Origin of the sequence: Paenibacillus agaridevorans, assembly GCF_018604145.1 — a bacterium.
GTDB lineage: Bacteria > Bacillota > Bacilli > Paenibacillales > Paenibacillaceae > Pristimantibacillus > Pristimantibacillus agaridevorans.
The window spans coordinates 6722361-6748315 of sequence record NZ_CP075889.1; the positions used below are offsets into that span (position 1 = coordinate 6722361).

The window sequence follows — 25955 nt, forward strand, 5'->3', positions numbered from 1 at the left end:
AAGGTTCGCGGTATTAAAATGGCCGATTTTCTACCGGGGTAGAAAATCGGCCTTCTTTAGGAGCATGTTGAGAACTGCTTTTTACACTCAGTAAGGATTCGTAGCAATAAAACTCGCCGTCTTCACGTAGATGCGCGGATTTAGCTTTAACTGATTGACGATTACTTCCGCGATGTCCTCCGCTTGCATGAACTTCGAATCGTTGTTTTCCTTGATCAGATTGAGATCAAGCGCCAGATCCGTGGCGACCGTACTAGGGTTCAGAGCCGTTACGCGAATATTGTTGCGACGAACCTCTTGCGCTAACGATTCCGTGAAACCGATCACCGCGAATTTCGATGCGCTGTAAGCGCTGGAGGTAGCCGCTCCGCTCAATCCGCTGGTAGAGGAAATATTAATAATATCCCCGCCTGACTTCTCGATCAATTGAGGCAGCACCGCACGCGTGACATAATAGGTGCCTAGCAGATTCGTATCGATGATCCGTTTCCACTCTTCGGGGTCCATATCCAATACGGAGCCAAATGTCGCGATTCCCGCATTATTGATTAGAATGTCCGCGGAGCCCAGCTCGCTTCTCAGAGCTTCCACCGCGGCTTCCACTTGCTCTTTGGAGGAGATATCGGCGGTTGCATAAGCTGCTTTAACGCCCAGCCCTTTCAATTCGTCGGCCACTTCCTTTAAGGAAGCCTCGCTCCTGGCAACCAGGCCAACGTTTACGCCTTCTTTCGCTAATGCGACAGCCGTCGCTTTGCCGATCCCTCTTGCCGCTCCTGTTACGATTGCTACTTTTCCTTCCAACGATTGCGCCATTGTGCAGCTCCTCTCCATTCTGTACTTACATTATAACAAAGAAACAATTTCATCCATAAAGCATTGTAGCGTGCTCGATATATAGGAGTCTTTACGCCATATAAAAATGGTCGTAATTTCATGATAAGGTTCCGGTACGCTATGACCATACACGGTGCCCTTGACAATCAGATCGGTAATGGATGATTCCGGAATAATCGTCATTCCTATTCCTGCAGCGACGCTGCCTATAATCGTTCCGAACGTTCCGAATTCCATGATCTGCTTCGGGATAATCCCCTCCGCCTTCATCCAGCTTTCAAGTCTTTCCCGATATCCGCAGCCTTTATTGTACAGCAAGAGAGGCTTTTCCGTTATTTCCTCGATACGAAAGCTTTCTCCTTTGGTTACGAGCACCAGCTTTTCTTGAAAAACCTCAAGCTGTTCGATTAAAGGATGCCTGATGGGGCCTGTAACAAAAGCTCCATCCAGCTTCATATCAAGTACTTGTTGGACCAAGTCATCGGTAACCCCGGTTTTTAATGATAATTCAACATTGGGATACTTGCCATAATAAGAGGATAGGATGTCCGGCAGTGCATTCACCGTCTCCACGATCCCGATTTCCAGGACACCAGAGGGGTAGGACTTATCTTCGAATAGATGTGCCATCTCCTCCATCCTCGACAAGATTTCCCTCGAATGCTCCAACAACCGCTTTCCTTCCGGGTTAAGGATCATCCCGCGTTTATGCCGATAGAACAATGGCGTCCGAAGCTCTTTCTCCAGCAGCTTTATTCTTGCCGTGACATTGGATTGCACGTAGTTTAGCTCCAATGCGGCTTTACTGACACTACCATGCGTTGCAACCGCCTGGAATATTCTCAAATCATTAAACTCCAATGCAACCTCGCCTCTGTTCTCCAATGGAAACATGTTTTTCAAGTATCATTATAAATGATGAAGAAAGTAATTTTCAATCATTTTACTATATCCATTCTCCTTCCTATAATGAGTGATGTACAAAGGATTGGGCAGAATTTCTATAGGGAGAGGCTACACATGCTAAACAAACAAGTCATCATAGGTTCCATTCTCTGTCTCATCGCCAGTATGTCATGGGGAGCGATGTTTCCTGTTGCACACATTGCGTTGCAGCAAATTGATCCATTTTATTTTTCATTTATCCGATATTTTGCCGTGGGCGTCATTCTTAGCGTGCTGCTTTGGATAAAAGAAGGGAAAACGGCATTCCGTCTGGAAGGAAAGGGCAAGACTCTATTGTTTTTTGGAACGATGGCATTTGTGGTCTATAATATGGCCATTTTCTTCGGGCAGCAGCTCATGGGGGAATCCGGGACAATCGCCGCCTCCATTATGGAAGTGCTCATGCCGATGATTTCCGTTATGCTCTTGTGGATCACAACCAAAAAAGCACCGAATACATACACGCTCACAAGTGTAGGTATCGCGCTCGCCGGCGCTTTGCTCGTTATTACCAATGGGAAATTGACATTTTTTATGATGGCCGGGCAACATCTTGTTCCTTTGCTTCTGATTTTCACGGGAGTTGTGGGATGGGTCGTGTATTCGATGGGGGAGAGCCGATTTAGAGATTGGTCGATCCTGCGTTATTCCACACTCACATGTTTGCTAGGAACTGCAGTGTCTTTCATTATCGTTATGCTTGCTTCCGCCTTTGGGTTGGTTCCCGTTCCTGGCTGGCACACGATACTTTCGATTAAATACGAAATGTCCTTTATGATTCTACTGCCAGGGCTTGTAGCCCTGCTGTGCTGGAATTCAGGGATCAAACGGCTATCGCCGCTTAACGGCATCTTATTTATTAATTTTGTTCCAATTACTACATTCGTCATTATGGCCTTTCAAGGCTATCAGATTAGCAGCTACGAATTATACGGCACGCTGCTCATTATCTTTGCCTTATTACGGAACAATATGCACCAGAGGAAAGCACAGCGGTTAAAAGACAACAAAACCTATTCCGCTAGCCCTGTAAAAGAACGATCAGAGGCAGCGCTCTGATCGTCCTTTTTTTCGATGAAGTTTTCTCGGAATTGGTTTATTTAACTAACAGTCCCGCATCTGTTGTCGGATTTTTGGGTTTGCGATGGAAGAGACGATCAAGCCCTTTGTGCATAAGCGGAAGGACGTAACGATCTAATCCAAAGCGGCCAGCGTTCGTGCCGGCGAAGATGACCATCAATCCAAGAAGCAGAAGCCACGGGTTCGTGCTTACGGTACCTGCGAACATAAACATGAAGTTCATTAAGGCTCCGAAGAATGCGGCGGTAAGCGTTAGTGTACCAAGGATGAGTCCAAGTCCTACCAGGAATTCTCCCCATGGTATAGCGACGTTAATGAATCCAACGTTCGGTAATGCAAAGTGTTCTACAAATGCAGTGTAGGTAGGGTAAACCGCTTCGCCTGTAGCTTTATCAAGCACCGGGTTGTTTACGGCCGCGTTGAGGAAACCCGTTGCATCGAAAGGCGTTGCTCCCGTAATTTTATGCCATCCGGCGTCCAACCATGCGAACCCAACTACGAAGCGAACAATAGTGACTAGAATACCAGCGATTTTATTCTCTCTCCAAAATTTTAACATGAAACTCACTCCCGTTCTTCATTATTAGCAGCGGTATTAACTTTGGCGTTAGATCAGCTTCAATCTCGCTGATGGTTGAGATCGTTGTATATGATTCATCAGGATCACCGTCCTCGTTAGTTTCGATTGATGATTGCTTCTTGTTGATGTCTTTATTATAGAACGTAAAAACGGTTGACATTGTGATTCAAATCACAAAGTTAAGGGGTAATATTTGATCAATTTGTGAATAGATTCACAATGATCGGCGTGTAACGAAACCGACACCAATTGTCACATACAGCACGTTGCTCAAGAAGGCAGCAGTGGATGACAAAAAAAAGGAGCTAAGCGAGAACAAGCCGCTTAGCTCCTTGGTTTCTTGCATGTATTATCCTTTTTTGTTCACTTAGCATCAAAGCATTAAGGCTTCAATACGGATACGAGAGTTTCGTTATCCCCGGATATGACCGTCACTTCGGGCGGTAATTTCAGGTCTTTTACGAACAGCGTTTCTCCGATTTCCATCGCGCTGATGTCGAGCTCGACCACGGACGGCAAGTTCTTAGGCAAAGCCTCCACTTCCACATAGGGGTCTTCGACCTGCACGACTCCCCCCGACTTTGTTCCAATAGGGCTGCCCAATAGCTTTACCGGAAGCTTCGTACGAATAACTTCGCCCGACTGAACAAGTTGGAAATCTACATGCAGCAGCTCGCCGGTCACCGGGTTGCGGTGAAGGTCCTCCAGCAATACCGTCAGGGAATAGTCATCTGCCAGCTTAAGCTCGATAAAGCCGGAGCCCCCTTTCTTTAGCCACTTTTCAAATTGCTTGGTGGATATATGAATGATTTCGTTTTCTGCGTGTTTTCCGAATACGACCCCGGGCAAACGACCCTCCCGACGTAAATTCCGCAGTCCGGAAGATTTCAATCGCGGACGTCTTTCTGTATGAATGCATGCAGCCATGCTCTACCTCTCCTTTACATGAGTGATTTTAGCGCTGTAATAGCAGCGGTTGAACCTCCCCGGCACGGGGATAAATAGAGAAACATAGCATCACAACCTCCATGTCCTTTCGGATAGATAGACATACATTAAATGTAAAAACCCGCAAATACAGACCAAGGCACCCCACTCCTAAGAGTGGAATGCCTATGGGTTTCATTCACCATATCATAGATTGTCAGCCGTGTCGATACGCTCCGGCAAAGGATTGTTATCCGCAAACAAATCCGGATTATCCTTGAGCATATCCGTAATGACCTCCGCCACCAAAGCTGCATCACATACCCTAACGACGGCATCTCCCAACCGCCCTTTATACATCGCTCCCTTGCGTTCAAGCACTTCGTCCACTTTCCAAAAATGCTCGGACCACGATAGCCCGCAATGTCTGCGGGAAGGCACAGGGATTTCGGTTCCATCAGCCAAAACCGTATACAGCATCTGGTGATCATCCGTTAGTCTTCCGGGTATATCCACCCATTCCTCGACGCCATGAATAAAGGTGTTGCGCTTTAAATCGACTCCGACCAACATAATCGTTGCTTTCCGGTCAAGCAGCTTCCCCCAACTGGAGCCTCTGGCGCATGGAGTATCGAAATGATGGTCGCTGTTTGTAAATGCAAGTGCATCCCTCCCCAGCGCCGCCACGGAATGAGTGGGATGCCAAGAACGCGCCACGCCCGGCCTTTTGCGAAAAAGTTCGGGCAAAATGCCGACGCAAACCGGCGACTCCTCCACGTAGAACCTCGGATTCTCAGCATTTATATGCGACCATGTATGAGTGGGCAACACTAGCAGCCCATCCTTCATATAGTCGGACAACACGTCCAGGACCGTGTCCGCGCCGCCATCGACTTGTCCCAGACTTTTCATCGACGAATGAACCAATAACGTGCCAGCCGCATCAATGCCCAGCTGTTCTAATTGCATCTGCAAGCTCTCTTTGGTGTGCAACCTTTTCCCCTCCAATCGTAATAGCCTAACCGTTACCATCCTGATTCCCAATTCAACTCAATTTACGTCGAGTATATTTCTCAGTCCATCCAGGTTGCACACAATTATTTTTCTCTGATCATTGCGTATCAATTGCTCGTTTTGTAATTCCAGCAATAATTTCGTCACGGTTTCGCGTGCCGTTCCTGTCATATCCGCCAATTGCTGATGCGTTAGCTTCAAATCAATTAATATACCATCCGCAGAGGGTACGCCATGTTGTTCGGTTAGTCGCAGCAACATGCGAGCAATGCGCGTGCGCACGTCGTGAATGGTCAGGTCCATGATTAATTTATTGGCATCGCGCAGACGATCCAAAGCCGTTCCCAATATACCGATCAGGATCTCGGGCTTGCTATTGACTAAAGGAATGAAATGGCGTTTTTTCAAAATGCATAAAGTAGACTTCTCGATTGTCCTCGCCGAAGCAGAGCGTACTCTTTCATTCTGCAGCAAAGCCATCTCTCCAAAAAAATCCCCTTCTCTAAAAATAGAAAGAACCACATCCCTGGAGTGATTATCTTGATAAATTTGAATCACTCCGGATATAACCAGATAAAGCTCATCTCCTTCATCGCCTTCTAAAAAAATAGACTCGCCTTTTGTATATACGCGCTTGCTGCATAACTTGGAAATTTCAGTTAGATATTCATCATCAAGTTGCTCGAAGAGCGGGAAATTTCGTAATAGCTGCAGATTCATCTTCAAAGCCTCCTGTACGAGCCATAATTGGAAAGGGCCATCCTCCGGCAGCCTGTTCAGCCACGCCAGATATGACCCTTTCTTATACGTGTTTTAAATCGCTTTTCACCTTTCAACCAGCTTGCTCCGTATTAAGGTTAACGCTTCCCGCGCTGCCTTTTCGCCCATGGCCATGTTATGGTTAGACAATTTAAACGATACCTGATTTGTCGTTATTTCGGGCCTAAGCACGACATCCGCGATTTGCGCTTCTTCCGAAATAATTTTTCGGCTCATAATTTCAATCGTGTTGAGGATCGCCACTACAAAGCTTTTTGGTTCTCCTAACACCGGCGTACTCAAATCAACGGCGATCACCACGTCGGCCCCCATGCTTTTGGTTAGCGCAACAGGAACAGGATGAACCACCGCGCCATCCACCAGGTAGCGTTGCTGATACTGAACCGGCTTGATGAAACCGGGGATCGCCGTCGAAGCGCAAATCGCATGGGAAACTCTTCCTTTATTGAAAATGTGCGCTTCGCCGCTCACCGCATCCGCAGCTACGGCGGCAAACGGAATCGGCAAGTCCTCAAAGTTGACAGGACCGATATATTTTTCGACAAAACGCGCCATTGGATGATTGCTTACTAACGCCTTCGGAGGCATCACAAAGTTAACAAGCTGCCCCCAACGAACGGTTGGCAGCACCTTCTCGAAAGCGGAAACAGGCTGCCCCCCGGCGTATAACGCCCCAATAAATGCCCCTACGCTTGTCCCTGCAATGATGTCGATGGGGATGCCTTCTTGCTCCAACAGCTTAATAACGCCAACATGCGCGGCCCCCCGCGCGGCGCCGCTGCCCAGCGCAAGCCCGATCCTCGGCCTTGTTCCCGGCTCGCGGTTCCTTCCGAATCGCAGATGACGCTTAAGGATCATTCGATTACCGCTGACAACATGCGCTTCCTGCACGACCGTTTTCAGTTCCTGGACATTGCCGTCAAGATACGGATAGACCGTCATCATATTCATCGCGTCATGGGAGATCAATTCCTGCGGATCATCCGAACCCGCGGCCGATAGGAACGTATGGACGAGCTCGGGGATGTCCTCCTTCCGCTCCCTGAGCGGAATCATCTTTACCTCTAGTGCATGGGTATCCGGTTTGTCGCAGGCTGTCATGAGGATACGCGTATTCTCTGAAGATTGGAGCAATCGACTTACCAATTCCATCGGCATTGAATCCACATTTTCCAGTACAATGGTTCCTTCTCTTGCCGCCCGCACTTTCATATCCCAATCCTCTTGAAGGAAGTTTGCCCCGTCCAAGCTTACGATCGGATATTCGGCGCGCCGGGACAATCGATGAATTTCGTATGCGACATGCGACTTGCCGACGCCTTTCTCGCCCACGATACATACCGGGTCTTCCCGCTGAGCGCATTCTGTCATGTCTCTGCGGAGCCCATGCATAAATTTGCTGCTGCCAACCAACGGTCCATATTGCGCCTGCCGCTCCAGCTCCAGCTCCCGCATAACGGCAAGGCTTCTCGTATATTCCTCTGCCACCCGGTCGTTGGACTCCTGAATGCGCTTGATCATCGCTTCGGTCATATGCTGCCGGAACGTAGTGCTCCGATCCATCAATAACAGCAACCCTTGCCGAGGCATTGCTACCGTCTCTACCGTGCCGACAGCCTTTACGGTAGCACTTACCGTTTTCCCCGTCAGACAGGACATTTCCCCAACGAAATGTCCTCGCTCCAAATTCGCCACGAGAATCTTTTTTTCATTCTCCAGGTACACATCCAATTTGCCGGACAACACGATATGGAAGACTTCGCTCGATTGCCCCTGCTTCAGAATAATCATGCCGTCAGTAAACGAATGTTTCGTTAAATAGGGGTAGATCGATTGCAAATCTCCTTGCTCTAATTCTATCAATAACGGGTAATCCCGTATTTCGTCGAACTTCAACGGATACACCTCCCCCTGAGTCAGCGTAGCCTTCGCTCCTTTCATTTTATGGCATCCCTCCCGGCTTTACAACGTTAAAGAAAAAGGCGCCCTAATGATTCGTTAATTAGACTTATGTCACTTGATTGTCTGGAAAAAGTTTGCTATTATGACTATTATGTTGACGGTTTGAGTCTATGAGATAACCCGAACAATTTGATCCGCTCGCCCGCGAGCCTATCTTATTGTTGGGGTTTTTTTATGATTTTTTGTCAACATGCGGTTTATTAATCGGACTCATTCGGGGAAGGAGGCGTTATTGGCAGCTGAGACCGGCTCGACTGGATTAAAAGCAATAATAATCTCGCCAAATAAGAGGAGGTTTTTTGTATGCTTCAAGTTCAAACGTCGACGTTTATGAAGAAACAAGTAAAACGGATTGGGTTGGTTATTTTTTCCATTATGTTATGGGGTACGTCGGTTATGTCCGCATTTGCGGCAACTCCCCAGAAAACGGTTAATGCTTCGGCAACCCTTGCTTACAATATTCTCGGCCTTAATCACAATAAAGTTGTTCAAAAGGCTTATATCGGTTCAACCTATCTTTATGTAACCCAACGGGATGAGGGAAACTGTTATCTCTCACGATTGTCAATCAGCGGCAATAACGCCACGTATATGGACGAAATGGCCGTTACCAATGCGGGGCATTGCCAGACGCTTGATATGTACGAATACAATGGCGAAAATTATTTCTACTTCAGTTCAAAGGCGGATCCCTCCACCGAGCGTTACTGGTCGCTCCAGGTCTCAAGACTGCAGTACTCTCCCGGTCAAACCTACAACTACACCGATCTTCATCGATTTACCTACATGAATTATGCCAACGCTGCCGGTACGAAATTGGGGGATACCTATCGGGTTGATGGCGGAGGAAACGGCAGTTATACAATCTTTCGCATACAAACCAAACAAAAAACGGTTACATGGTCCATCTACGACACGGATAAATTAAACCAGTTGCTGGACAATAACCAGCAAGTACGAATGGACAGCGTGGCAGCAAGAAATGCGATCGTTACGAGCTTTACGCAGTCGGGAAGCGCGATCGTCAGGCCGAACGAATCTTTCCAGGGCGTCGATATTTACAGTCATACAAAGATTTACACATCAGGCGGCGTGACGGGAGATACTCCGCAAATTGCCTTGATGTCCAACAACGGCACCTACAAAACTCTCGTAAATATAACGAATCTGGGCGCGCTCGAGATAGAGGGAGTGCAACCCAAATACGGAAATGTTTATTTTACAATAGTGCCGGATCCGGTAAATAAACAAAATACACAAAAAGTCTATTACGTTCCCGACACCGTTTTTAATTAAAAGAAGCGAAACGACCACAAACCTTGACAGTTTTAGAATGTTATGCTAGCATTGGGTTTGTTCAAAACTTCATACTTTGTAAGCGCTATATTTCGTGGAGCGCTTAGGACGGACGGGTAGAGACGATGAGAAACCCTTAGTCTAAAACTGCCACTCCATTTTGGAAGGAGGTTTAGCTAAGTTTCTCATCGTTTTTTTGCGTTTTTAGAATATACCCAAAAAAGAGGGATGAAGGTATGAGAGTTAAAATAGCGAAAACATGTCTATCCATCATGCTTATCGTGAGTATGATTGCCCTTGGCGCATGTTCCTCCACAAATAACGGACCAAATAAATCTCCGTCGGCCAGCGCAACCGGAACAGCAACAACGACCGACAACCCTTCAGCTACCAAAAAGGATCCGATCGAACTAGTTTTCTTCTATCCTGTCGCTGTCGGGGGTTCCATGCGGGAGGTATTTGATAATCTGGCAACACAATTTAACGAAGAACACGGTCCCGACATCACAGTAAAAAATGTATACTCGGGAAGCTACCAAGATACGCTTGTTAAAGTAAAGACCGGCGTAATGGGCAAGGACTCGCCGGATCTGACCCTGCTCTCCTCGACAGCGTTGTTCGAGCTGTTGGATATGGATGCCATCATGCCCATTGACGATTTGATTGCCAAGGATGGCGGCGATGACTACATTAACGACTTCTACGAAGCCTTTCTGGCCAATGGTCGAACCAATGGACAACTATACAGCATTCCTTTCCAAAGGAGTACGATCATCCTCTATTACAATAAGGATCTCTTTAGGAAAGCAGGACTTGACCCGGAGAAACCGCCGACCACTTATGCTGAGCTCGTGGAATACGGAAAAGCTTTAACCAATAAAGAAACCTGGGGATTAGAAATCACGGCAACCGATTTTATACAATGGATGTTTCAAGCCTTCGCATTGCAAAACGGCAAAAACATTATGAATCAAGACGGAACGGAAGTTTATCTCGATACGCCGGAGAATATTGAAGTTCTGCAATTCTGGAAGGACCTTGTCTTTAAACATAAAATCATGCCGACGGGCGCTACAGCCTGGGGAACGATTCCCACTGACTTCATCAGTCAGAAGACTGCGATGATGTACCACACGACGGGTAATCTGGGCACAGTCCAAAAGGGTGCGACGTTTGATTTTGGCACAGCATTCCTGCCCGCTGGAAAGCAATATGGTACGCCTGTAGGAGGAGCCAATCTTTATATTATTAAAGGTTTGTCGCAAGAACGGCAGGATGCGGCCTGGAAGTTTATTCGCTGGTTGACCGAACCGGAACGAATGGCGCAATTCAGCATCGAAACCGGTTATGTTGCGGCAACGAAATCATCGTATGAGACAGATGTCATGAAGAAATTCACAGCCGAATTCCCCCAATTTCTGACGGCGCGCGATCAGCTTGAATACGCTTCATCTTCCTTTTCTGTTCATAACCAGGGGGAAATCGCGAAGGTATTTATGGCGGAATTGCAGGCAGCCATTGTAAGCAACGCCGACCCGGCCGAATCATTAAAGAAAATACAAAAGGCAGCGGACGAAGCCTTGAAGCAATATCATAAATAAAAATCAGGAGACGGTATACCGATGAGAGACTTATTGCGATCCAGACAGACCCAAACGAATATCTACGGTTATCTCCTGCTCCTGCCTTCTCTCATTTTTCTCGTTCTGTTTACATTCTATCCGCTCGCGAGAACGATGTATAACAGTTTGTTCTACAACAAAATAAGCCTGCCTAACCCCGAATTTGCGGGGTTAGGCAACTTTCGGAGCTTATGGGATAATGAAGTTTTTTGGAAGGTCATGAGAAATACGTTTATATTCGTCGCAGGCACAGTACCGATTAGTATTGCCATCGCTCTGATGATGGCGTTGTTCGTCAATAAAGCGTTTAGAGGCAGCGGAATTCTTCGTACCCTCTTTTTTTATCCGACCGTTTTGCCGACTATAGCGGCCGCTAATATATGGTTGTTTATTTACACGCCCAATTATGGATTACTGAATATGGTTCTGGAGAAAATCGGTTTGTCATCATTTAACTGGTTGGGCGACCCAAGTACGGCATTACTGTCAACCATGATCATGATGATATGGAAAGAGGCCGGCTATCTAATGGTTTTTTATCTCGCCGGGCTGCAAAATATTCCGAAAGATATGTATGAGGCTGCGGAAGTGGATGGCGGCAAACCTTCTTACGTATTTTTTAAAATCACATTTCCTTTATTGATGCCAAGCACGCTGTTTATTCTCATTATCTCCACCACGCACGGCTTCAGGATGGTGGATCACTTGCCAATTATGACGGGAGGCGGACCCAACAATGCCAGCAACCTGCTGCTTTACTATATTTACGAAACCGCCTTCTCTTCATGGAACACCGGGTTAGCCGCTGCACTGACTTTGATCCTGGCCGTCATCCTTCTATTATTTGCAAGCTTCCAATTTTTCGGCTTGGATAAAAAAATTCATTATAACTAGGGTGTGCAGATGCGAAAAATAATACAACTTTCCATGTTTACTATGGGTATTCTATGGTTCATACCATTTGCATGGATCATATGGACCTCCATTCGCCCAAGCGAGCTGGCTATGCAAGCGGATTTTACAACATTAAAGTTTACCTTGTCCAATTTTGTAGATGCCTGGCAAGGGGCGGCTTTTAATCAGTATTATATCAATACCATTATTATTGTATTGGGCATACTCGCCTTTCAATTATTTTCCGTAACTCTCGCTGCATACGCGTTTGCCAGGCTCGCTTTCTGGGGCAGCAACGCGATGTTGATCATCGTTATGATTCAGATTATGATTCCGCCGGAATCGCTTATTGCACCCAATTATTTAACGATCAGCGACATGAATCTATACGACACGAAACTTGCAATCATGCTGCCTGCCTTTGCATCCGCCTTCGGAATATTTTTGCTTCGTCAGACGTTTAAAGCCGTACCGGTCGAAATGGACGAGGCGGCCAGGCTCGAAGGCTGTAATCTGCTTCAGATGATTTGGAAGATTTATGTTCCATTGTCCGTCCCAACCTTGATTGCATTTAGCATCGTGTCCATCAGCGCGCATTGGAACAGCTTCTTGTGGCCGCTGATCGTGACCAGTTCGCCGGAGAATCGTCCGCTTACGGTTGGTTTGGCCATCTATGCCGGCTCATCCGAAACAGGTGCCCAGTGGTCCGCCGTTTCGGCGGCGACCCTTATTATCGTGCTTCCCCTAATTGCAGGTTTTTTAATTTTTCAGCGGAAATTTATTAACAGCTTTATGCATGTTGGTGTCAAGTGACGCCGGAAATGAGTCAAGAATACGTCATATGAGGTGACAGAATGTCGAAATCGAAAGTAATCGTAATCGGCCATCGAGGTTGTGCGGCAGAAGCGCCAGAAAATACTCTGGCTTCATTTTCGCTTGCGTTGCAACAGAAGTGTGACGCGATTGAACTGGATGTTCAGCTTTCTGCCGATAATGAAATCGTCGTTTGTCATGACCGCACGATTGACCGAACCACGGACCGCAAAGGCGCCATCCGTCAGCTGACAGCGGCTGAATTAAAACAGGCGGATGCCGGACGATGGTTCCACGAGCAATATGCCGGAGAAAGAATCCCCCTGCTCGAAGAAGTGCTTGACCTGGTTCCGCCTTCGATTACCTTAAATATCGAAATTAAAGATTCATGCGGCGGGGAAATCGAGCCCCGGCTCGTCGATTTGTTGAAACGGAAAGATCGGATGTCCAATATCATTGTCGTATCCTTTGATTTTAAAAGCCTAAGTCTCGTCAAACGAATCGCGTCCGATATTCCTATTGGCCTTACGTACTCCAATAACTTTGTCGATCACCATCGTTTAACCGAATTAGTGGATATACCGGTTTATTCCCTTCACCCCAACTTTATACACATCAACAAAGCCGATGTAGAGGAAGCATTAAGTCGCGGGTTAAAGGTTTTTGCTTATACCGTCAACACCGAGGGCGATATGAAAAAAGTATTGGATTACGGATTGACCGGAATATTGACGGATTGTCCCGGTAAACTCAAAGCATTACTGGACTCATAAGCGCCCAAACAACTTTCCGATTAAACCTCTGGAGGAGAAAAAATGTCCAAGACAAATACTTCTGGGATCGATAGAATCACTTATTGTCTGAAGCGAAAACCCGTGATCACGTCGCTGGTACAGGAAAATGATTTGAGCGAGATTTTGCAAACGACGTCAAATATCGTTTGTGTGCTGAAATCGGATGTCTTTATATTAAGCGAATACGTGAACCAAATTAAAGAGGCGGGTAAACTTTCATTTATTCACTTCGATCTTGTAGAGGGTCTTGGAAAAGATAAAGTCGGAGTCGCTTATCTGGCAAAAACCATTGGTGCAGACGGCATTATTACCACCAAAAGTTCCATTATTACGGAAGCCCATAAGCTGGGACTTATTACAGTACAACGTCTATTTATATTCGATTCCGTATCGCTTGATAACGGAATTAAATTGGCAAAAGCCTCTAAACCGGATGCGATTGAAGTGCTCCCTGGCATGGTATGCTCCAAAATTATGGACCGCATCCGCAAAGAAACGGACATCCCAGTCATCGCCGGGGGATTAATGCTCGATATGGACGATTTACAAAACGCTATCAAAAGCGGAGCCATTGGAATCTCGACCTCCAGCAAGGAGCTCTGGCGTTGGCAAGATCACAACCAATAATAATTGAAAATTCAATGGGCAGAGACATAGAGAAGCCCTTTGCATTGATCCAGGCTTTCGGTGACGGAAGCGATACGGATTGCAAAGGGCTTCTCTTTTTTTTGTAAACTCGGCAACTTGAATGGAAAGGAATTCATCATGGATCAATTTGCTGGCTACATCTTCGATCTGGACGGAACGATTTATATTGGGGACCAAGTGATCGAGGGAGCTTTAGAAACAATCAGATATTTGCAATCGCAAAATAAAAAGATGTTATTTCTCACCAACAAGACCATTGAATCCCGTGAAAGATATGTAGAAAAACTAAACGGTTTCGGAGTAAATATCGGCTTGGAAAACCTGTTGAGCCCTTCCGTTGTCACCTTGCATTATTTGCAAAAAAATTATCATAAGGCGCTCGTATACCTGATTGGCGAAACCGCGCTAAAAGAAGAATTACAGCAGGGAGGTATCCAGTTTGCGCAGTCCCCCGAGGAAACCGATATTGTCGTCGTCTCGTGGGATAGGGATTTCCACTACAGGCATCTGAACTTTGCTTATCAATCCGTTCGCAGGGGAGCTCCGATTATTGCTACGCACCCGGATCGAACTTGTCCTGTTGCAGATGGAGAGGTGCCCGATTGCGGGGGAATGATCGGCGCCATAGAAGCGGTTACCTACAAAAAGATTGATGTAATTATGGGTAAACCTTCGCACCTGATGGCGTTAACGGCTTTGGATATTTTGCAGGTTCAAGCTTCCGAATGTTTGATGACCGGGGATCGACTGGAGACCGATATTTTAATGGGGCGCCGAGCGGGCATGCATACAGCACTTGTACTTACAGGTGTGACCTCGGCAGAAGATGTCCCAACTTCTATTGTGAAACCTGATTATATACTAAGCTCCGTATCTGATCTTATGTTTCATGCAAAAAGGACAGGGGTTTAACATGTCAAACGTGATCGAGTTCATCTCCGTGTTTTTTAAGGACTACGAATTTTATTTTCGTATCTTGATCAGCGCTGTTCTCGGGTTATTGATCGGATTCGATCGAACTCATAAAAACAAACCGGCCGGTGTCAAAACCTTTACGTTTGTGACGGTCGCATGCGCGCTTATCACCATCGTATCAATCGAGAGCGTTGACGTGTTCGGCCATTTGCATGATCGAACGATGATGGATCCGATGCGTCTCGCAGCCCAAATTGTGACCGGTTTAGGGTTTCTTGGAGCCGGATTAATTATGAAGTCCGGCTTCGAGGTAAAGGGACTGACATCCGCGGCGATGATTTTGTTCGCGGGAGGAGTTGGCATCGGCATCGGAGCCGGCTTTTATGGGTTCGTGCTGTTCGCCATCGCTACCGTTTTTATCTTTGTACGCATAGGTGGCTGGATCGAAAAGCGGGAGCATGACAAATCACAGTCGATTGCCCAAGATGAACCGACAGGAGACTTGACGTTCCCCGGATAAGCCCTGTCCATCGCCGGCATTTACCTATTCCAGGCATATCCTCCTGTTTACAACTGGTGAAAAGAGGCGCCCGCCAGGGCGCCTCGACTTATGCTTTGGATGCTTCGGTATATCGCTTGAAACTGTCCATAATCGCTTGCCAGCCCGCCTGCTGGAATTCAACGGGGTGAGTGCTCTCAGGGTCGAAGATTTCAACGACCTTCGTCGTCTCGCCTTGATCAACGAACGTAATATCCACCTTCCGCCCGTCTCCCATCGTGTAGGAAATCGCCTCATGCAGCTTCACTTCGTCATAAGTTCCGCCGAAATCAAAGCCCATGCTGCCGTCTCGCGCTTCCATCCGTGTTATGAACGTGCCGCCGACTCGCAAATCATTTTCCGCTCTTGGCGCATGCCAATCCTCTGAAGGTTGATTCCACTTCGTGATGTGATCCGGCTCGGTCCAATAACTCCATACTTTTGCCAAAGGGGCTTGAACGACGGTCTCTACGGTTACTTTCGTCTGATTGCTTGTTTCCATTGAAAAGGACACCTCTTTACGGGAATTTTTGCTTCTCCCTTATATAGACGAATGCCGATCGCTATATTCATCGGTCTATTTGTTCCGGAAGCCCTAATCGGGAAAATAATTTTGCATTAATGAAATTTTGAACATGGAGGATTCGATGATCTTTCATTTCAATCACATGGATGCCCCAAGGAACCAGCACGGATGCCTCCTTGCTCGGTACGTACTGCGCCAAAGCGGGATAGCCGCCATTGACGGTGGTCCGCAAAAATTTGGATCCCACGCAATGCCAGCGCGTAAGGGCAAAAAACTTGGACAAATCGTCCTGACCGCTTATCCACATGGCGAAAGGCGGCATGGACATGCAACCTTCCTCATGAAACAACGACACTAGCGCAGGGATATCGAATTGTTCGAAGGCCTCCACATACCTGGAGAGGAGATCAGGGTCGGGATGGGCATCCATCTTGCTGTATTCTTCGGAACGAAGCTGCGTTCGGTCCATCGTCTCTCTGGCTCGTTGCAAGGCGCTGTTGACCGCTGCCGGCGACATTCCCAACGTTTCCGCGATTTGTTTGGACGACCATTCGAATACATCCTTCAGAATAAGAACCGCACGTTGCCGAGGCGGCAAGGATTGCAAGAGTGCAATAAAGCAGAGCTGGAGGGTATCCCTGCGAACGAGAATATCCTCCGGATTCCCTCCAAAATCGGCCGAAGGCCAAATCCAGGACGAGTCTGGCAGCATTTCGACAGGTTCGACAATGGCAACCGCCGGGCCGGATCGGTCAACGGAAAGAGATCGGCGTTTGGCTTGCCTCAGCTTGTCCAGGCATAAGTTCGACGCTATGCGGTAGATCCATGTTTTAATGGAGGAATCCTGCCTGAACGTGCTCCAGCTTTGCCATGCCCGAATGCTGGTTTCCTGAACGGCATCGTCCGCATCATCCATGGATCCCAACATTCGGTAACAGAACGATGTTAACCCCGGCTTAAAGCTCTCAAATAACTTCATATCAAAAGCTGCTTCGTTCATCTTGGCCTCCTTGGGGCGATAACCCTAAAACGTTCTCCTTTCATCATATTCGAATCGCCCGGCCGCCTCAATCCAATATCGCAATTTCGATTGACGCCGCAACCAATGCTCGCCTACTGTTTCACAAAATAGAGTTTGTCTACATATACCGCATACACGTTTGAGGAATTATCCGCCGGCCAGATATAAGCGTATTGATTGTTGGTTTGAGAAGGAACAAACGATCCGATCTTGATCGTATGCCATAACATATTTTCCATTGCGGCAGCCGGCATTGTCTGTGTTCCAAATGGATACGACGTTGTTGTTCCATCATATACTCCGTAGGAGAACGCGTTTCCTGACGGAGTTACAAATTGGGGTTTTCCGTTTGCGTCGTAGCTCAAGTCGTCGGCATATTTGATCTTTACTACCGCATAGAGGTCGTATGTTGCACCCGGAACAAGCTGGTTTTTATTCCAAAACCATTGCATATCCCATCCGTTCGCAGCTCCGACTACCTTAACGGCTGTTTTTCCATCCGATGCCGATACGTCAACATTATTTTTAGCAGCCCCTCCGAACATGCTCAAATCGATGTCTTGCCCAACGTAAACCGTTTGGGTTGTATCTTTCTTCAATTTGAGTATCTTTCCGTCCCCGGCCGCAAAAGGCAGACTGCTTATTTCATAACGGTCCGGATAGGTCGTAAAAGGGATGACGGCGTTGGTGAGCGAATCTCTTATTTCAGTAATATTCATGCCAAGCTTTGCCCGATCGATCTTGATCGTGACATTAGCCATGTTTAAACAATCATGATTGACAACGACCAAGTACTTATCTCCCGTAGCAAGATTTTCGTGAGTGGTTACATCAGCATGGGGATGAGCCGAACTGGTGGTATTGCCGCCTCCGATCGTTGTGGCGACATTCGCAATTTTGGTCATGGATAAGATAGTAGGCTCCAGCGTTTTTATTTCATCAAATAAAGTTTGAACGGTAGTGAACTTCGGCCCCCTGTTATAATGCTCGTCGACCATCCCTTCCCACAAGCTTTCCGTTTGATAAATAAAGTAAAGAAATCCCTTGGACCCATGTCCAATGTTGAGATAGGTCATCGCCCTTGTTTCGGCCGCAATGGGGTCTCGCAAACCCGTCGGCTCATGCCCGAAATTCTGTATGACCGTCCACCATGGAGCACGGTTTTGAATATCTTTTTTGGTCAGCATGTGAAGAAAGTCCAGATAGGGTTTATAATCAATGTTCGAATAATAGGGGTGGTTCATGTAATGGGTGAAATCCCCGACCGGGTACCCCAAAGCCGCCCCGTATGGATCGGTTAATAACGTCTGCGTTTGTTGGACTCCGTAATGGAATTCCGTATACTCCGGAGCCACATAGTCTATTAAGGCTTGATGGTTGGGGTCAATCGATTCCGTTATTCTTTTGGCGTTTTTCAATACATTCGCATGATCCATATCCAGATCCATCGGCTCGTCTTTCAGTACGTACGCGTATAATGCAGAGTGATTTTTAATGGGGGAAATCCTGTTGTTTATCTCGTTATACAACGCGATTTCATCATTCGCCAGCGTCGGATTGGCAAACGTGCTGTATGCCATTGGAAAAGCCATTACCTTGATATCATAAGCGGCTGCCCGATCTAAAGTATCAGTATATAGTGCAGTTGGTCCATTCCAGTTGGCGATACTGACAACATTCATATTGGCATCCTTCAGATCCTGAAAGCTGTTGTTTAAATAGGAGATTCTGGCGGAAGATGGATATGGAATTTCCCCTCCCTCAAACCATGTTCCCCGAGCTACAAAAGGCTCTGGCGCATTAGGAGCATTTAAGGATAATCCGGTAATGACCTGAATATTTTTCTTATACAAATCCCCGCCGGCATTGCTGACAACGACTGTATACATCCCATTGGGCACGATCGCATTTGCGTTATTTCTGCCGTTCCACGAAAGTTTTACCGTACCGCTCTGGTTAGCGCCGCTGACCAATGTTTTAACCAGACTGCCGCTGCTATCGACGATCTTTGCGCTTATGTTTTGAGGTGTAGAAAGCGTATACGTTATTCCCGTGGAATCGTTAAGATCGTCCTGGTTTCCCGGAGAGATCTTATACGGCTTCGCTTTTATGAGCTGGTTGGGATTATCATTGATTTGCGATTCGTTTATCGAAATCAGATCTACCTTAATGGAAGGAAACTGGGAAGCGTTGTTTACTTGATAGAAGCTGACATGGTAAATATGGGTGGGATCAAGAGCTAATGGCGCTGCGTTAATTTTGATTCCGTAATAAAATTTAAACTTATCTTGCGTTTCCAAGCTAGCCGTACTGTACACCTTTGGCGGCACAAGATAGGTAGCCGTCGTCGAGTCATACAAAACAACGCCAAAAATATCGCCTGTCGAAGAATGCCAGTCCGTTCGATCGATCTGTACAATTGCAGTAATATCATAGGTTTCATCATTCCGAAGCTTAGAGCCATCAATCGGCGCTTGAATGTTCCAGTTGCCCCCGGCTCCATTGTATAGAACAGCCGCGCTATTATCGGATGCAAGCGCGCTCGAAGTCAACACCGATGTGTTATGGAGAATAAAGCTGCTGTCCTGAATCACAATGGAATCGTGCGGCCTCAGGATGATCTCATCGACATAGATTTCCGATGCCTGACTGGCGTTATTGGTTCCTGCCACAAAAAAAACAAGTTGATTTACGCTTAAATTCGGCACGAATGTCCCCGCACGATATTCTTTCCATACCATGTCTTGCGTTTGGCTTAAAGGCACGGACTTTTGCGGAATGATAAAATCGCCGTAAGTGTTATCCCAGACTCCGAACGAAAATGCATCCCCCGCGGGATTTGCCGACACATGATTCACTTTGACCCGAAAAAAGACATCGTAGGATTTCCCGGGCTCCAATCCACTAAAATCCATGCGATTATGCGAGATATTCCAATTATTGCTTGTGTTTATCATTTTACCCGCAAAACCATTTCGCGCGGTTGTGTCCGTCACGGTTAAACCATCATTGTAATAAGTAAATTGATTTTCATCTATTACAAAATCCGCGCCGGATGCCGTGGTTTTTTCGAAACTCCACAATAGAGAGACAGCCAAAAAAAACGTTAGGAATAGAGTTGATTTCTTTATCCGGTTCATATTCAACAACTCCTTCATCACTATTTGATTTCTGATTTCCCCATTTAGATCAGTTCCGATTTTTGCAGCAGCTTTTGAATGATCGTGGCAACCTCCGCCCTTGTCATTGCTGCTTTAGGGGCGAGGGAGTGGCTGATTCTGCCGGATACGATACCTGCTTCGATACATTCGGCGATGCTGATTCTCGCCCATTGGGCGACGGTGGCAGCATCTTGATAAGGCTTGAGCTTCTCCTCCGGAGTCTCGGACCGGAGCTTTGCCCTCAAGTTGGTGATCGACATCGCTCTGGCGATGACCGTCATGGCTTGTTCGCGAGTGATGCTGTCATTCGGCCGGAAAGTTCCGTCTTCGAGTCCATTGATCAAGCCGTAAGAGACAGCCGCACGAACGTCGCTTGCATACCAATCCGTCGATTTGACATCGGAGAATGTCAATGCCCCGTCAACCGGCTTGATTCCCAGACCGCGAACCATGATGGCGACAAACTCGGCGCGCGTAATAGCCCGATCGGGATTGAACAGCTGTTTGCCGACTCCGTTAATAATCATGCGCGAGCCGATGTCTTGAATCGCCGCTTTCGCCCAATGACTCTGCGTATCGCGGAATTGGATCGGATATTTGATTAGTGCGTATGTGCTGTTGGTCAAACTGCTTACTTTTGCATAGTACTTGCCGTCAATCCGCACGATTGCGGTCGGCACATGACGCACTTTTCCGTCTAAATCGACGACGACAGCCGTCGTGACATCGTCGGGGTCGACCTGTTCCGGGATGGTAATCCTACGTTCCACATATGTTTCGAAGTTCGCAACATCATACGTCGTATCCCCATAGCTATATTTGACGGTGAAATCGATCGGCGGCACGACGATTTCGAACATGCCCCGGCTCGCTGTGCTTTCGACCAGTCGGGTCATATCGGCTGTTGAAGAAGCGATTTCGATCTGAATCCGGATATCGTTTAGTGAAACCGATTTGCCTAGCTTGGCTGCTATCGCATCAATATCGATTTGTTGCGCAGGCAACGTATACGTTCCACTTCCGGTTTGAATTTCTATAACCGCTTGTTTGTTCTCCAGATGCTTAATCGATTGACCATTGAGTACGGCGATCACCGCGTCGGCATCGGCTTGAACCGAAATCGTCACTTTGACCGGTTGATCTTGCAAAGCAAGGTTGCTTTCCAGCTTGTCCCGATCGACAACGATAGTGACGACGGCCTGACCATTCCGGTTTGAGGTCGTTACCGTTCCCAATTTTTCCGGTTTGCCGTTGATGATGATCTCTGCATTGTCGATAGACGTTTCCGGTTTCCACGGCCCTGTCGTTGTCGGATCTCCGGAGCCGGGTTCGTTAGGCGATCCGCCTTGCGGCTGTAAGTAAATCGGATGGAACTGATCGCTGCGCCACGGCTGGCTTCCCGCCCAACCGATAAACACCGAATGACCGTGATAATTCCGGAAGAAATGACCGAGCAGGCTTTCGGTTTCATTGGGATCGACACCGATCATGTCGAATGGGATGGCTTGCACCACGTTCCAGCCGTTTTGATGAATGGCGGCATTGCTCTCGATTTGCAGCTCCGATTGAAACGCCGGACTGGATTGCGGCTGCAAATGATAGATCAAATTTTTGGCGAGCGGATTTGTCATATAGCCATAATAAGAGCTTGCATTATCTTTTGCGATAAAGGTTTCGACCGAATCGTCTCCCCCGCTCTTCCACCAGCCGTTGACAATTTCATTGCTGATCTTCGCTTTATCGGTCATGATTTCGCTATCGATATTCTCGTAACCGACATACAGGTAATCCTCGTCCCACAGTAAATACGCACGGGTGTCAACCGGAGGAGGCGTACGTTGGCTCATCACCAGGAAATCGGAGAACGGTTTGGCATCCGTCCAAGGACCGGAAGCAAAGTCGAGCGAGTTCAGGATATCCTGCTTGCTTGCCGAAGTTTCGACTGCCGTCGCACTGTATTCCTTATGGTCGATTTGTTCCAGGAAGGAATGCAGTTCTTCGGCTACGTCTACAACCTCGGGGTTGTTTTTTACATACCGCAGCAAAGCGTCGATCATCTTGAATTGAATGCCATCCCACTTCGCCGCGTCCAGATAATCCGACATTTCCAAGATGGGATCGCCTCTGAAAGACTCGCGAAGGTCCACGCGTTTTTTGGCATACGCGTAGCTGTTCTTGATGAACGCAAGATCCTGCCTGGCCTCATCTTCGTCGGCCGGTACTGCAGCCGATGTTCTCGGAAAGGAAAGCGCTGTTGCTTCATAATATTCGAACGATTGCATCATCAGCTCCGCCCGAACCTTTTGTTTGCCTGCCGTTGCCTTCTCGACCGCCTGTTCCATCAATGCGCGCGCGGTTGCCAATTCTTCCTCCGTTACGTCTTCCAGATAACGATAGTCGAGAAACGGCAGGAAGTTTGTTTTGACATCCTGATTCGCCCAGTTCAAATACCAATCCGTCTCGAAAATGCGATGGGTCCAGAAGTTTTCCCAGATGGCGTAGTAGTCGGCCATATAAGGAGCGGCATCCTCGCCCACGGCTCTCACGAACCATTCGTGCATCAACTCGTCTACGTCTTGATCGGGATCCCACTGCAGCTTAGCCATAACCCATGGTTTCGGACCTTCTCCCCCGAAGTTGGGGAACAATTCTCCGACGTGTCCGATTACCTTGTTATCACTCGCATATTGATAGACTTCCGCCATTGTCTGCATATAGAGACGAGGCACATGGTATAACGAGCCATAAATATAATCATAGAATCCGATATTGGATGCGACTGCCGTCCAGGCTTCGGTTAAAGCATGATCAACCGCTTTCGCATCATCATCTCCCCATATCATGCGATCAACCGTAATATACGGAACGACATTCTCGTGCAGGGTAAACCCTGTCGGAGGATCAATAACGTTTAAATAGGCGAGCAGCCCGAAATATTTATCCGCAAACTTCCCATTGTCGTATTCCGTAACGCCTTCCGCCACTTTGTTGACCCAGGCGTAGTAAATATTGGACATATCGACTCGGCCCATGGAGTTGGTCTTATTGGGATAATTGGGGTGATTCGGATTTGCCTCGCAATAATGAATGCTGTCGTTCGTCCCGAGCGAATAGGAGATCGCTTTGGGATTAGCCTCGAAGTATTGTACGATGCGGCCCACCGCTGCCGATGCAGTATCATCGTTGAAGCAAGGCTGCCATTCATACGGATGCGTTGGCAGTACGCCGCCCGGATAATATTCCGGATGATCGCTGAATACGCTAGGATCGAACAACGTGCTTAAATTATGATGAAAGCTCAAGCTGTCATGCATGCCATTGCGTCGTGCCCATTCGGCATAAATATGTAGGCCGTACGATTCGTCCGTGCCGAAGAAATGACGCGCGATGACGGCAGGCTCGTCTTGCATAAGTCCCGCTGGCACGTCAATCGTGCTTTGCCGGACTACATCATCGCCATCGGGACCCGGCAGCAGCCAAACCGCGCCTGCAAACTGTTCCAGGAAGCGATAGACGCCAAACTCCGTGCCCCACTCCGTAGGCCCGATAATCGTAATGGAGGAGCCTTGCGCATCAATGATGTAACCATCATCCTTCATCGGGTCTAGCATATCCCGATGACGGGCCTCCATGCTGTAACCTACATGGATGCGAGCGGCGCCACTCGGGTCTGTCAAAGCCCAATCGCGGGACATCGCGGGCAGTTTGACGCCTGTCGATTGCTCGATATAGTTCTGCAAGGTATGCGCTGCCTTAACGATTTGCTGCTCCGCTTGTTCGGGATAAACAATGACGGCATGAGCCGTGCCGCTATCCACGATCGTTACGGGCTCCGTTTCGTTTTCTTCATATTTCACTGCGATAACCCGGTCCACGTACAAGTTTTCGATGAGGGCGTCCCCCGTATGGATATACAGAAAAAGCTCATCTTGTGGATCGGCTTCGTAAATCCAGGGCACTTCGACGTAATGATATTCGCCGTCTGCCAGGGGCGCTCGGCTGATCGGCGTTTCGTTTGGCGTGGACGAGGAGACGCCGACCTGGAATGCGTTTGTCCCCGATGCCAACCCCGTCTCCATGCGAACATTGGCATACAGCTTCCATTTGCCAGTGGAAGGCATTGCTTGTGCAGGCAACCGGATCGCCTCGGTGCTCGTATTTCCGGGCAGCTTAACCGCGTTTTGATTCCATACTTTCGCGTCACCGACGACTTCAGCCGGAGCGGCGAGCTGGAATTGATCCTCCTCCATGCTTACCCAATCACTGTCGGGCACGCCGCTCAGAAAATCCGGTTTTTCTACCGGCATGACAGGCTCGTATTTGACAGCGATAATCCGATCCACATACAGGTTGGCAATTGCGGCATCCTGGGTAGAAAACCAAATCGCCTGGGACTCCTCATTGGGATCATATTCATATAACCAGGGGAACTGGATGTAATGATACTCCTCGTCCGTAGAGCCCGTAAGATTGATTTGTCCCGACTGTGGATTTGACGAAGATATGCCGTAGCTTAATAACGGATCCCCCATTTGCGCCGTTCCGCGTTCAATCCGTATATGGGCATAAACTTTCCACTGACCCTCGGCAGGCAACGCCAATCCCGGCACCTGTATGACCGGACCTTCGGTATTGCCGGCTAGCCGTGCAGACTTTTGATTTGCGGCCCCTTGATCCGCGACAACTTCCGCCGGGTTATCCAGAGCAAATTGATCCTCCTCTATTTTTAGCCAATCGCTTTTCGGCACGCCGGTCAAAAAGTCCGGAAGCTGTTCGTCGGGCGTATACTTGACTGCAATGATATGATCCACATACAAGTTTTCAATGGAAGTGTTGGCCGTAGAAAAATACAAATATTGATAGGCCAAATTGGAATCATATTCGTATAGCCATGGGAATTCAACATAATGATATTCCTCATCCGCGTAGGATGAAAATTTCATCGATGCCGAATTCTCATAGGGCGGATAAATACCGTAGCTAAACGCATTTCCTGCGTTTGCGGATCCACGATCAATCCGCGCATGCGCATAAATCTTCCACTGACCCTCTTGAGGGAGGCTCGCTCTATGCAGCTGTATCGCCCAATCTATTTTATTGCCGGCTAATTGCGCGGCCTTCTGATTTGTTGCCTTGCTGTCATCGACGCTTACCGCCGGATCATAAAGAATGAACTCATCCTCCTCGAACTTCACCCAATCACTATCAGGCACGTCTACAAGGAAATCCGGCAGCTCCGCCGACGATTCCGGACTTTCAGTCCCGGAGGCGGCTGCGAAAGCAAGGTTTTGACACAGGGATAATACGAGAATAAAACAGCAAATCAATGAAATCGGCTTTTTCAACAAATCGTTCATCTCCTCGTTTTCGGATTTATTGCAGCTTGAATTCAAAATGAAACCGCTGTCATATTTCTAAAAGCGCCCTCGATATAAACTCACCCCTCCTGTTCTTGCCATTGTTTTTATTAATTCGTCTATATACTACCAGATAGATTAAATATGATGCAATATATATTTTATGTAATATATTATATATAATATAGATTAGGTCTTTGTTCATCCCTTTCTCCTAGCGGCGATACGGTTTGTTATATTGAACGCGA

20 protein-coding genes are annotated in these 25955 nt (G+C 47.5%); 9 read left to right on the forward strand and 11 right to left on the reverse strand.

Annotated elements, in window-relative coordinates:
• Nucleotides 1–87: 87 nt before the first annotated feature.
• Nucleotides 88–813, reverse strand: coding sequence for a 3-ketoacyl-ACP reductase (locus KJW29_RS26945; protein WP_214626976.1), 726 nt, complete (start codon nucleotides 811–813; stop codon nucleotides 88–90).
• A gap of 30 nt (nucleotides 814–843) precedes the next feature.
• Nucleotides 844–1695 (reverse strand): LysR family transcriptional regulator, encoded by an 852-nt coding sequence (locus KJW29_RS26950; RefSeq protein ID WP_214626977.1) that lies wholly within the window; start codon nucleotides 1693–1695, stop codon nucleotides 844–846.
• A 159-nt stretch (nucleotides 1696–1854) separates the two neighbouring features.
• On the opposite strand from KJW29_RS26950, the gene KJW29_RS26955 reads away from it, so the two are divergent.
• Nucleotides 1855–2838, forward strand: a complete 984-nt coding sequence (locus tag KJW29_RS26955) for a DMT family transporter (RefSeq protein WP_214631339.1) — start codon at nucleotides 1855–1857, stop codon at nucleotides 2836–2838.
• A gap of 37 nt (nucleotides 2839–2875) precedes the next feature.
• Here KJW29_RS26955 and KJW29_RS26960 read toward each other — a convergent pair whose 3' ends face one another.
• From KJW29_RS26960 to KJW29_RS26980, 5 genes are all read right to left on the reverse strand, one after another.
• The gene (locus KJW29_RS26960) at nucleotides 2876–3418 is read right to left on the reverse strand and encodes a DoxX family membrane protein (protein ID WP_087568357.1); all 543 of its coding nucleotides are present in this window, start codon (nucleotides 3416–3418) and stop codon (nucleotides 2876–2878) included.
• A gap of 402 nt (nucleotides 3419–3820) precedes the next feature.
• Entirely contained in the window at nucleotides 3821–4366 is a 546-nt protein-coding gene (locus tag KJW29_RS26965) for a 50S ribosomal protein L25 (protein ID WP_214626978.1), read from the reverse strand.
• A gap of 207 nt (nucleotides 4367–4573) precedes the next feature.
• Nucleotides 4574–5359: an AAC(3) family N-acetyltransferase gene (locus KJW29_RS26970; RefSeq protein WP_214626979.1), complete on the reverse strand. Its 786-nt coding sequence runs from the start codon at nucleotides 5357–5359 to the stop codon at nucleotides 4574–4576.
• A gap of 57 nt (nucleotides 5360–5416) precedes the next feature.
• Nucleotides 5417–6100, reverse strand: a complete 684-nt coding sequence (locus KJW29_RS26975; RefSeq protein ID WP_181376506.1) for a Crp/Fnr family transcriptional regulator — start codon at nucleotides 6098–6100, stop codon at nucleotides 5417–5419.
• Between the two features lie 105 nt (nucleotides 6101–6205).
• Nucleotides 6206–8101 (reverse strand): patatin-like phospholipase family protein, encoded by a 1896-nt coding sequence (locus tag KJW29_RS26980; protein ID WP_214626980.1) that lies wholly within the window; start codon nucleotides 8099–8101, stop codon nucleotides 6206–6208.
• Between the two features lie 351 nt (nucleotides 8102–8452).
• Between KJW29_RS26980 and KJW29_RS26985 the strand changes: the two genes are divergently transcribed.
• The 8 genes from KJW29_RS26985 to KJW29_RS27020 all read left to right on the forward strand — a co-directional run bounded on the left by KJW29_RS26985 (nucleotide 8453) and on the right by KJW29_RS27020 (nucleotide 15624).
• Nucleotides 8453–9418: a helveticin J family class III bacteriocin gene (locus KJW29_RS26985; RefSeq protein ID WP_425517581.1), complete on the forward strand. Its 966-nt coding sequence runs from the start codon at nucleotides 8453–8455 to the stop codon at nucleotides 9416–9418.
• A 236-nt stretch (nucleotides 9419–9654) separates the two neighbouring features.
• The gene (locus tag KJW29_RS26990) at nucleotides 9655–11019 is read left to right on the forward strand and encodes an ABC transporter substrate-binding protein (RefSeq protein ID WP_214626982.1); all 1365 of its coding nucleotides are present in this window, start codon (nucleotides 9655–9657) and stop codon (nucleotides 11017–11019) included.
• Between the two features lie 21 nt (nucleotides 11020–11040).
• Complete coding sequence (locus KJW29_RS26995; protein ID WP_214626983.1) at nucleotides 11041–11934, forward strand: carbohydrate ABC transporter permease; 894 nt, start codon at nucleotides 11041–11043, stop codon at nucleotides 11932–11934.
• Between the two features lie 9 nt (nucleotides 11935–11943).
• On the forward strand, nucleotides 11944–12747 hold the full coding sequence (locus tag KJW29_RS27000) for a carbohydrate ABC transporter permease (RefSeq protein ID WP_214626984.1): 804 nt from the start codon (nucleotides 11944–11946) through the stop codon (nucleotides 12745–12747).
• Nucleotides 12748–12788: 41 nt separating this feature from the next.
• Nucleotides 12789–13520 carry a glycerophosphodiester phosphodiesterase gene (locus tag KJW29_RS27005; RefSeq protein ID WP_214626985.1) on the forward strand — a complete coding sequence of 244 codons (732 nt, stop codon included), beginning with the start codon at nucleotides 12789–12791 and terminating at the stop codon, nucleotides 13518–13520.
• Between the two features lie 42 nt (nucleotides 13521–13562).
• Entirely contained in the window at nucleotides 13563–14168 is a 606-nt protein-coding gene (locus tag KJW29_RS27010; protein ID WP_214626986.1) for a glycerol-3-phosphate responsive antiterminator, read from the forward strand.
• Between the two features lie 138 nt (nucleotides 14169–14306).
• Nucleotides 14307–15101, forward strand: coding sequence for an HAD-IIA family hydrolase (locus KJW29_RS27015; protein WP_214626987.1), 795 nt, complete (start codon nucleotides 14307–14309; stop codon nucleotides 15099–15101).
• A 1-nt stretch (nucleotide 15102) separates the two neighbouring features.
• Entirely contained in the window at nucleotides 15103–15624 is a 522-nt protein-coding gene (locus KJW29_RS27020) for an MgtC/SapB family protein (RefSeq protein ID WP_214626988.1), read from the forward strand.
• A gap of 88 nt (nucleotides 15625–15712) precedes the next feature.
• Here the strand turns inward: KJW29_RS27020 and KJW29_RS27025 are convergent, their stop codons facing one another.
• From KJW29_RS27025 to KJW29_RS27040, 4 genes are all read right to left on the reverse strand, one after another.
• Nucleotides 15713–16144: an SRPBCC family protein gene (locus KJW29_RS27025; protein WP_214626989.1), complete on the reverse strand. Its 432-nt coding sequence runs from the start codon at nucleotides 16142–16144 to the stop codon at nucleotides 15713–15715.
• A 67-nt stretch (nucleotides 16145–16211) separates the two neighbouring features.
• On the reverse strand, nucleotides 16212–17168 hold the full coding sequence (locus KJW29_RS27030; RefSeq protein WP_214626990.1) for a sigma-70 family RNA polymerase sigma factor: 957 nt from the start codon (nucleotides 17166–17168) through the stop codon (nucleotides 16212–16214).
• Nucleotides 17169–17281: 113 nt separating this feature from the next.
• Nucleotides 17282–20329, reverse strand: coding sequence for a FlgD immunoglobulin-like domain containing protein (locus KJW29_RS27035; RefSeq protein WP_214626991.1), 3048 nt, complete (start codon nucleotides 20327–20329; stop codon nucleotides 17282–17284).
• Nucleotides 20330–20373: 44 nt separating this feature from the next.
• Nucleotides 20374–25698, reverse strand: coding sequence for a DUF4838 domain-containing protein (locus tag KJW29_RS27040; RefSeq protein ID WP_214626993.1), 5325 nt, complete (start codon nucleotides 25696–25698; stop codon nucleotides 20374–20376).
• Nucleotides 25699–25955: the final 257 nt, after the last annotated feature.

Bases quoted from the DNA above. Each gene is read 5' to 3' on its own strand.
- KJW29_RS26945 (WP_214626976.1), bottom strand. From the start codon at position 813: ATGGCGCAATCGTTGGAAGGAAAAGTAGCAATCGTAACAGGAGCGGCA.
- KJW29_RS26955 (WP_214631339.1), top strand. From the start codon at position 1,855: ATGCTAAACAAACAAGTCATCATAGGTTCCATTCTCTGTCTCATCGCC.
- KJW29_RS26960 (WP_087568357.1), bottom strand. From the start codon at position 3,418: ATGTTAAAATTTTGGAGAGAGAATAAAATCGCTGGTATTCTAGTCACT.
- KJW29_RS26965 (WP_214626978.1), bottom strand. From the start codon at position 4,366: ATGGCTGCATGCATTCATACAGAAAGACGTCCGCGATTGAAATCTTCC.
- KJW29_RS26975 (WP_181376506.1), bottom strand. From the start codon at position 6,100: ATGAATCTGCAGCTATTACGAAATTTCCCGCTCTTCGAGCAACTTGAT.
- KJW29_RS26980 (WP_214626980.1), bottom strand. From the start codon at position 8,101: ATGAAAGGAGCGAAGGCTACGCTGACTCAGGGGGAGGTGTATCCGTTG.
- KJW29_RS26985 (WP_425517581.1), top strand. From the start codon at position 8,453: ATGAAGAAACAAGTAAAACGGATTGGGTTGGTTATTTTTTCCATTATG.
- KJW29_RS26990 (WP_214626982.1), top strand. From the start codon at position 9,655: ATGAGAGTTAAAATAGCGAAAACATGTCTATCCATCATGCTTATCGTG.
- KJW29_RS26995 (WP_214626983.1), top strand. From the start codon at position 11,041: ATGAGAGACTTATTGCGATCCAGACAGACCCAAACGAATATCTACGGT.
- KJW29_RS27000 (WP_214626984.1), top strand. From the start codon at position 11,944: ATGCGAAAAATAATACAACTTTCCATGTTTACTATGGGTATTCTATGG.
- KJW29_RS27005 (WP_214626985.1), top strand. From the start codon at position 12,789: ATGTCGAAATCGAAAGTAATCGTAATCGGCCATCGAGGTTGTGCGGCA.
- KJW29_RS27010 (WP_214626986.1), top strand. From the start codon at position 13,563: ATGTCCAAGACAAATACTTCTGGGATCGATAGAATCACTTATTGTCTG.
- KJW29_RS27015 (WP_214626987.1), top strand. From the start codon at position 14,307: ATGGATCAATTTGCTGGCTACATCTTCGATCTGGACGGAACGATTTAT.
- KJW29_RS27020 (WP_214626988.1), top strand. From the start codon at position 15,103: ATGTCAAACGTGATCGAGTTCATCTCCGTGTTTTTTAAGGACTACGAA.
- KJW29_RS27025 (WP_214626989.1), bottom strand. From the start codon at position 16,144: ATGGAAACAAGCAATCAGACGAAAGTAACCGTAGAGACCGTCGTTCAA.
- KJW29_RS27030 (WP_214626990.1), bottom strand. From the start codon at position 17,168: ATGAACGAAGCAGCTTTTGATATGAAGTTATTTGAGAGCTTTAAGCCG.
- KJW29_RS27035 (WP_214626991.1), bottom strand. From the start codon at position 20,329: ATGAACCGGATAAAGAAATCAACTCTATTCCTAACGTTTTTTTTGGCT.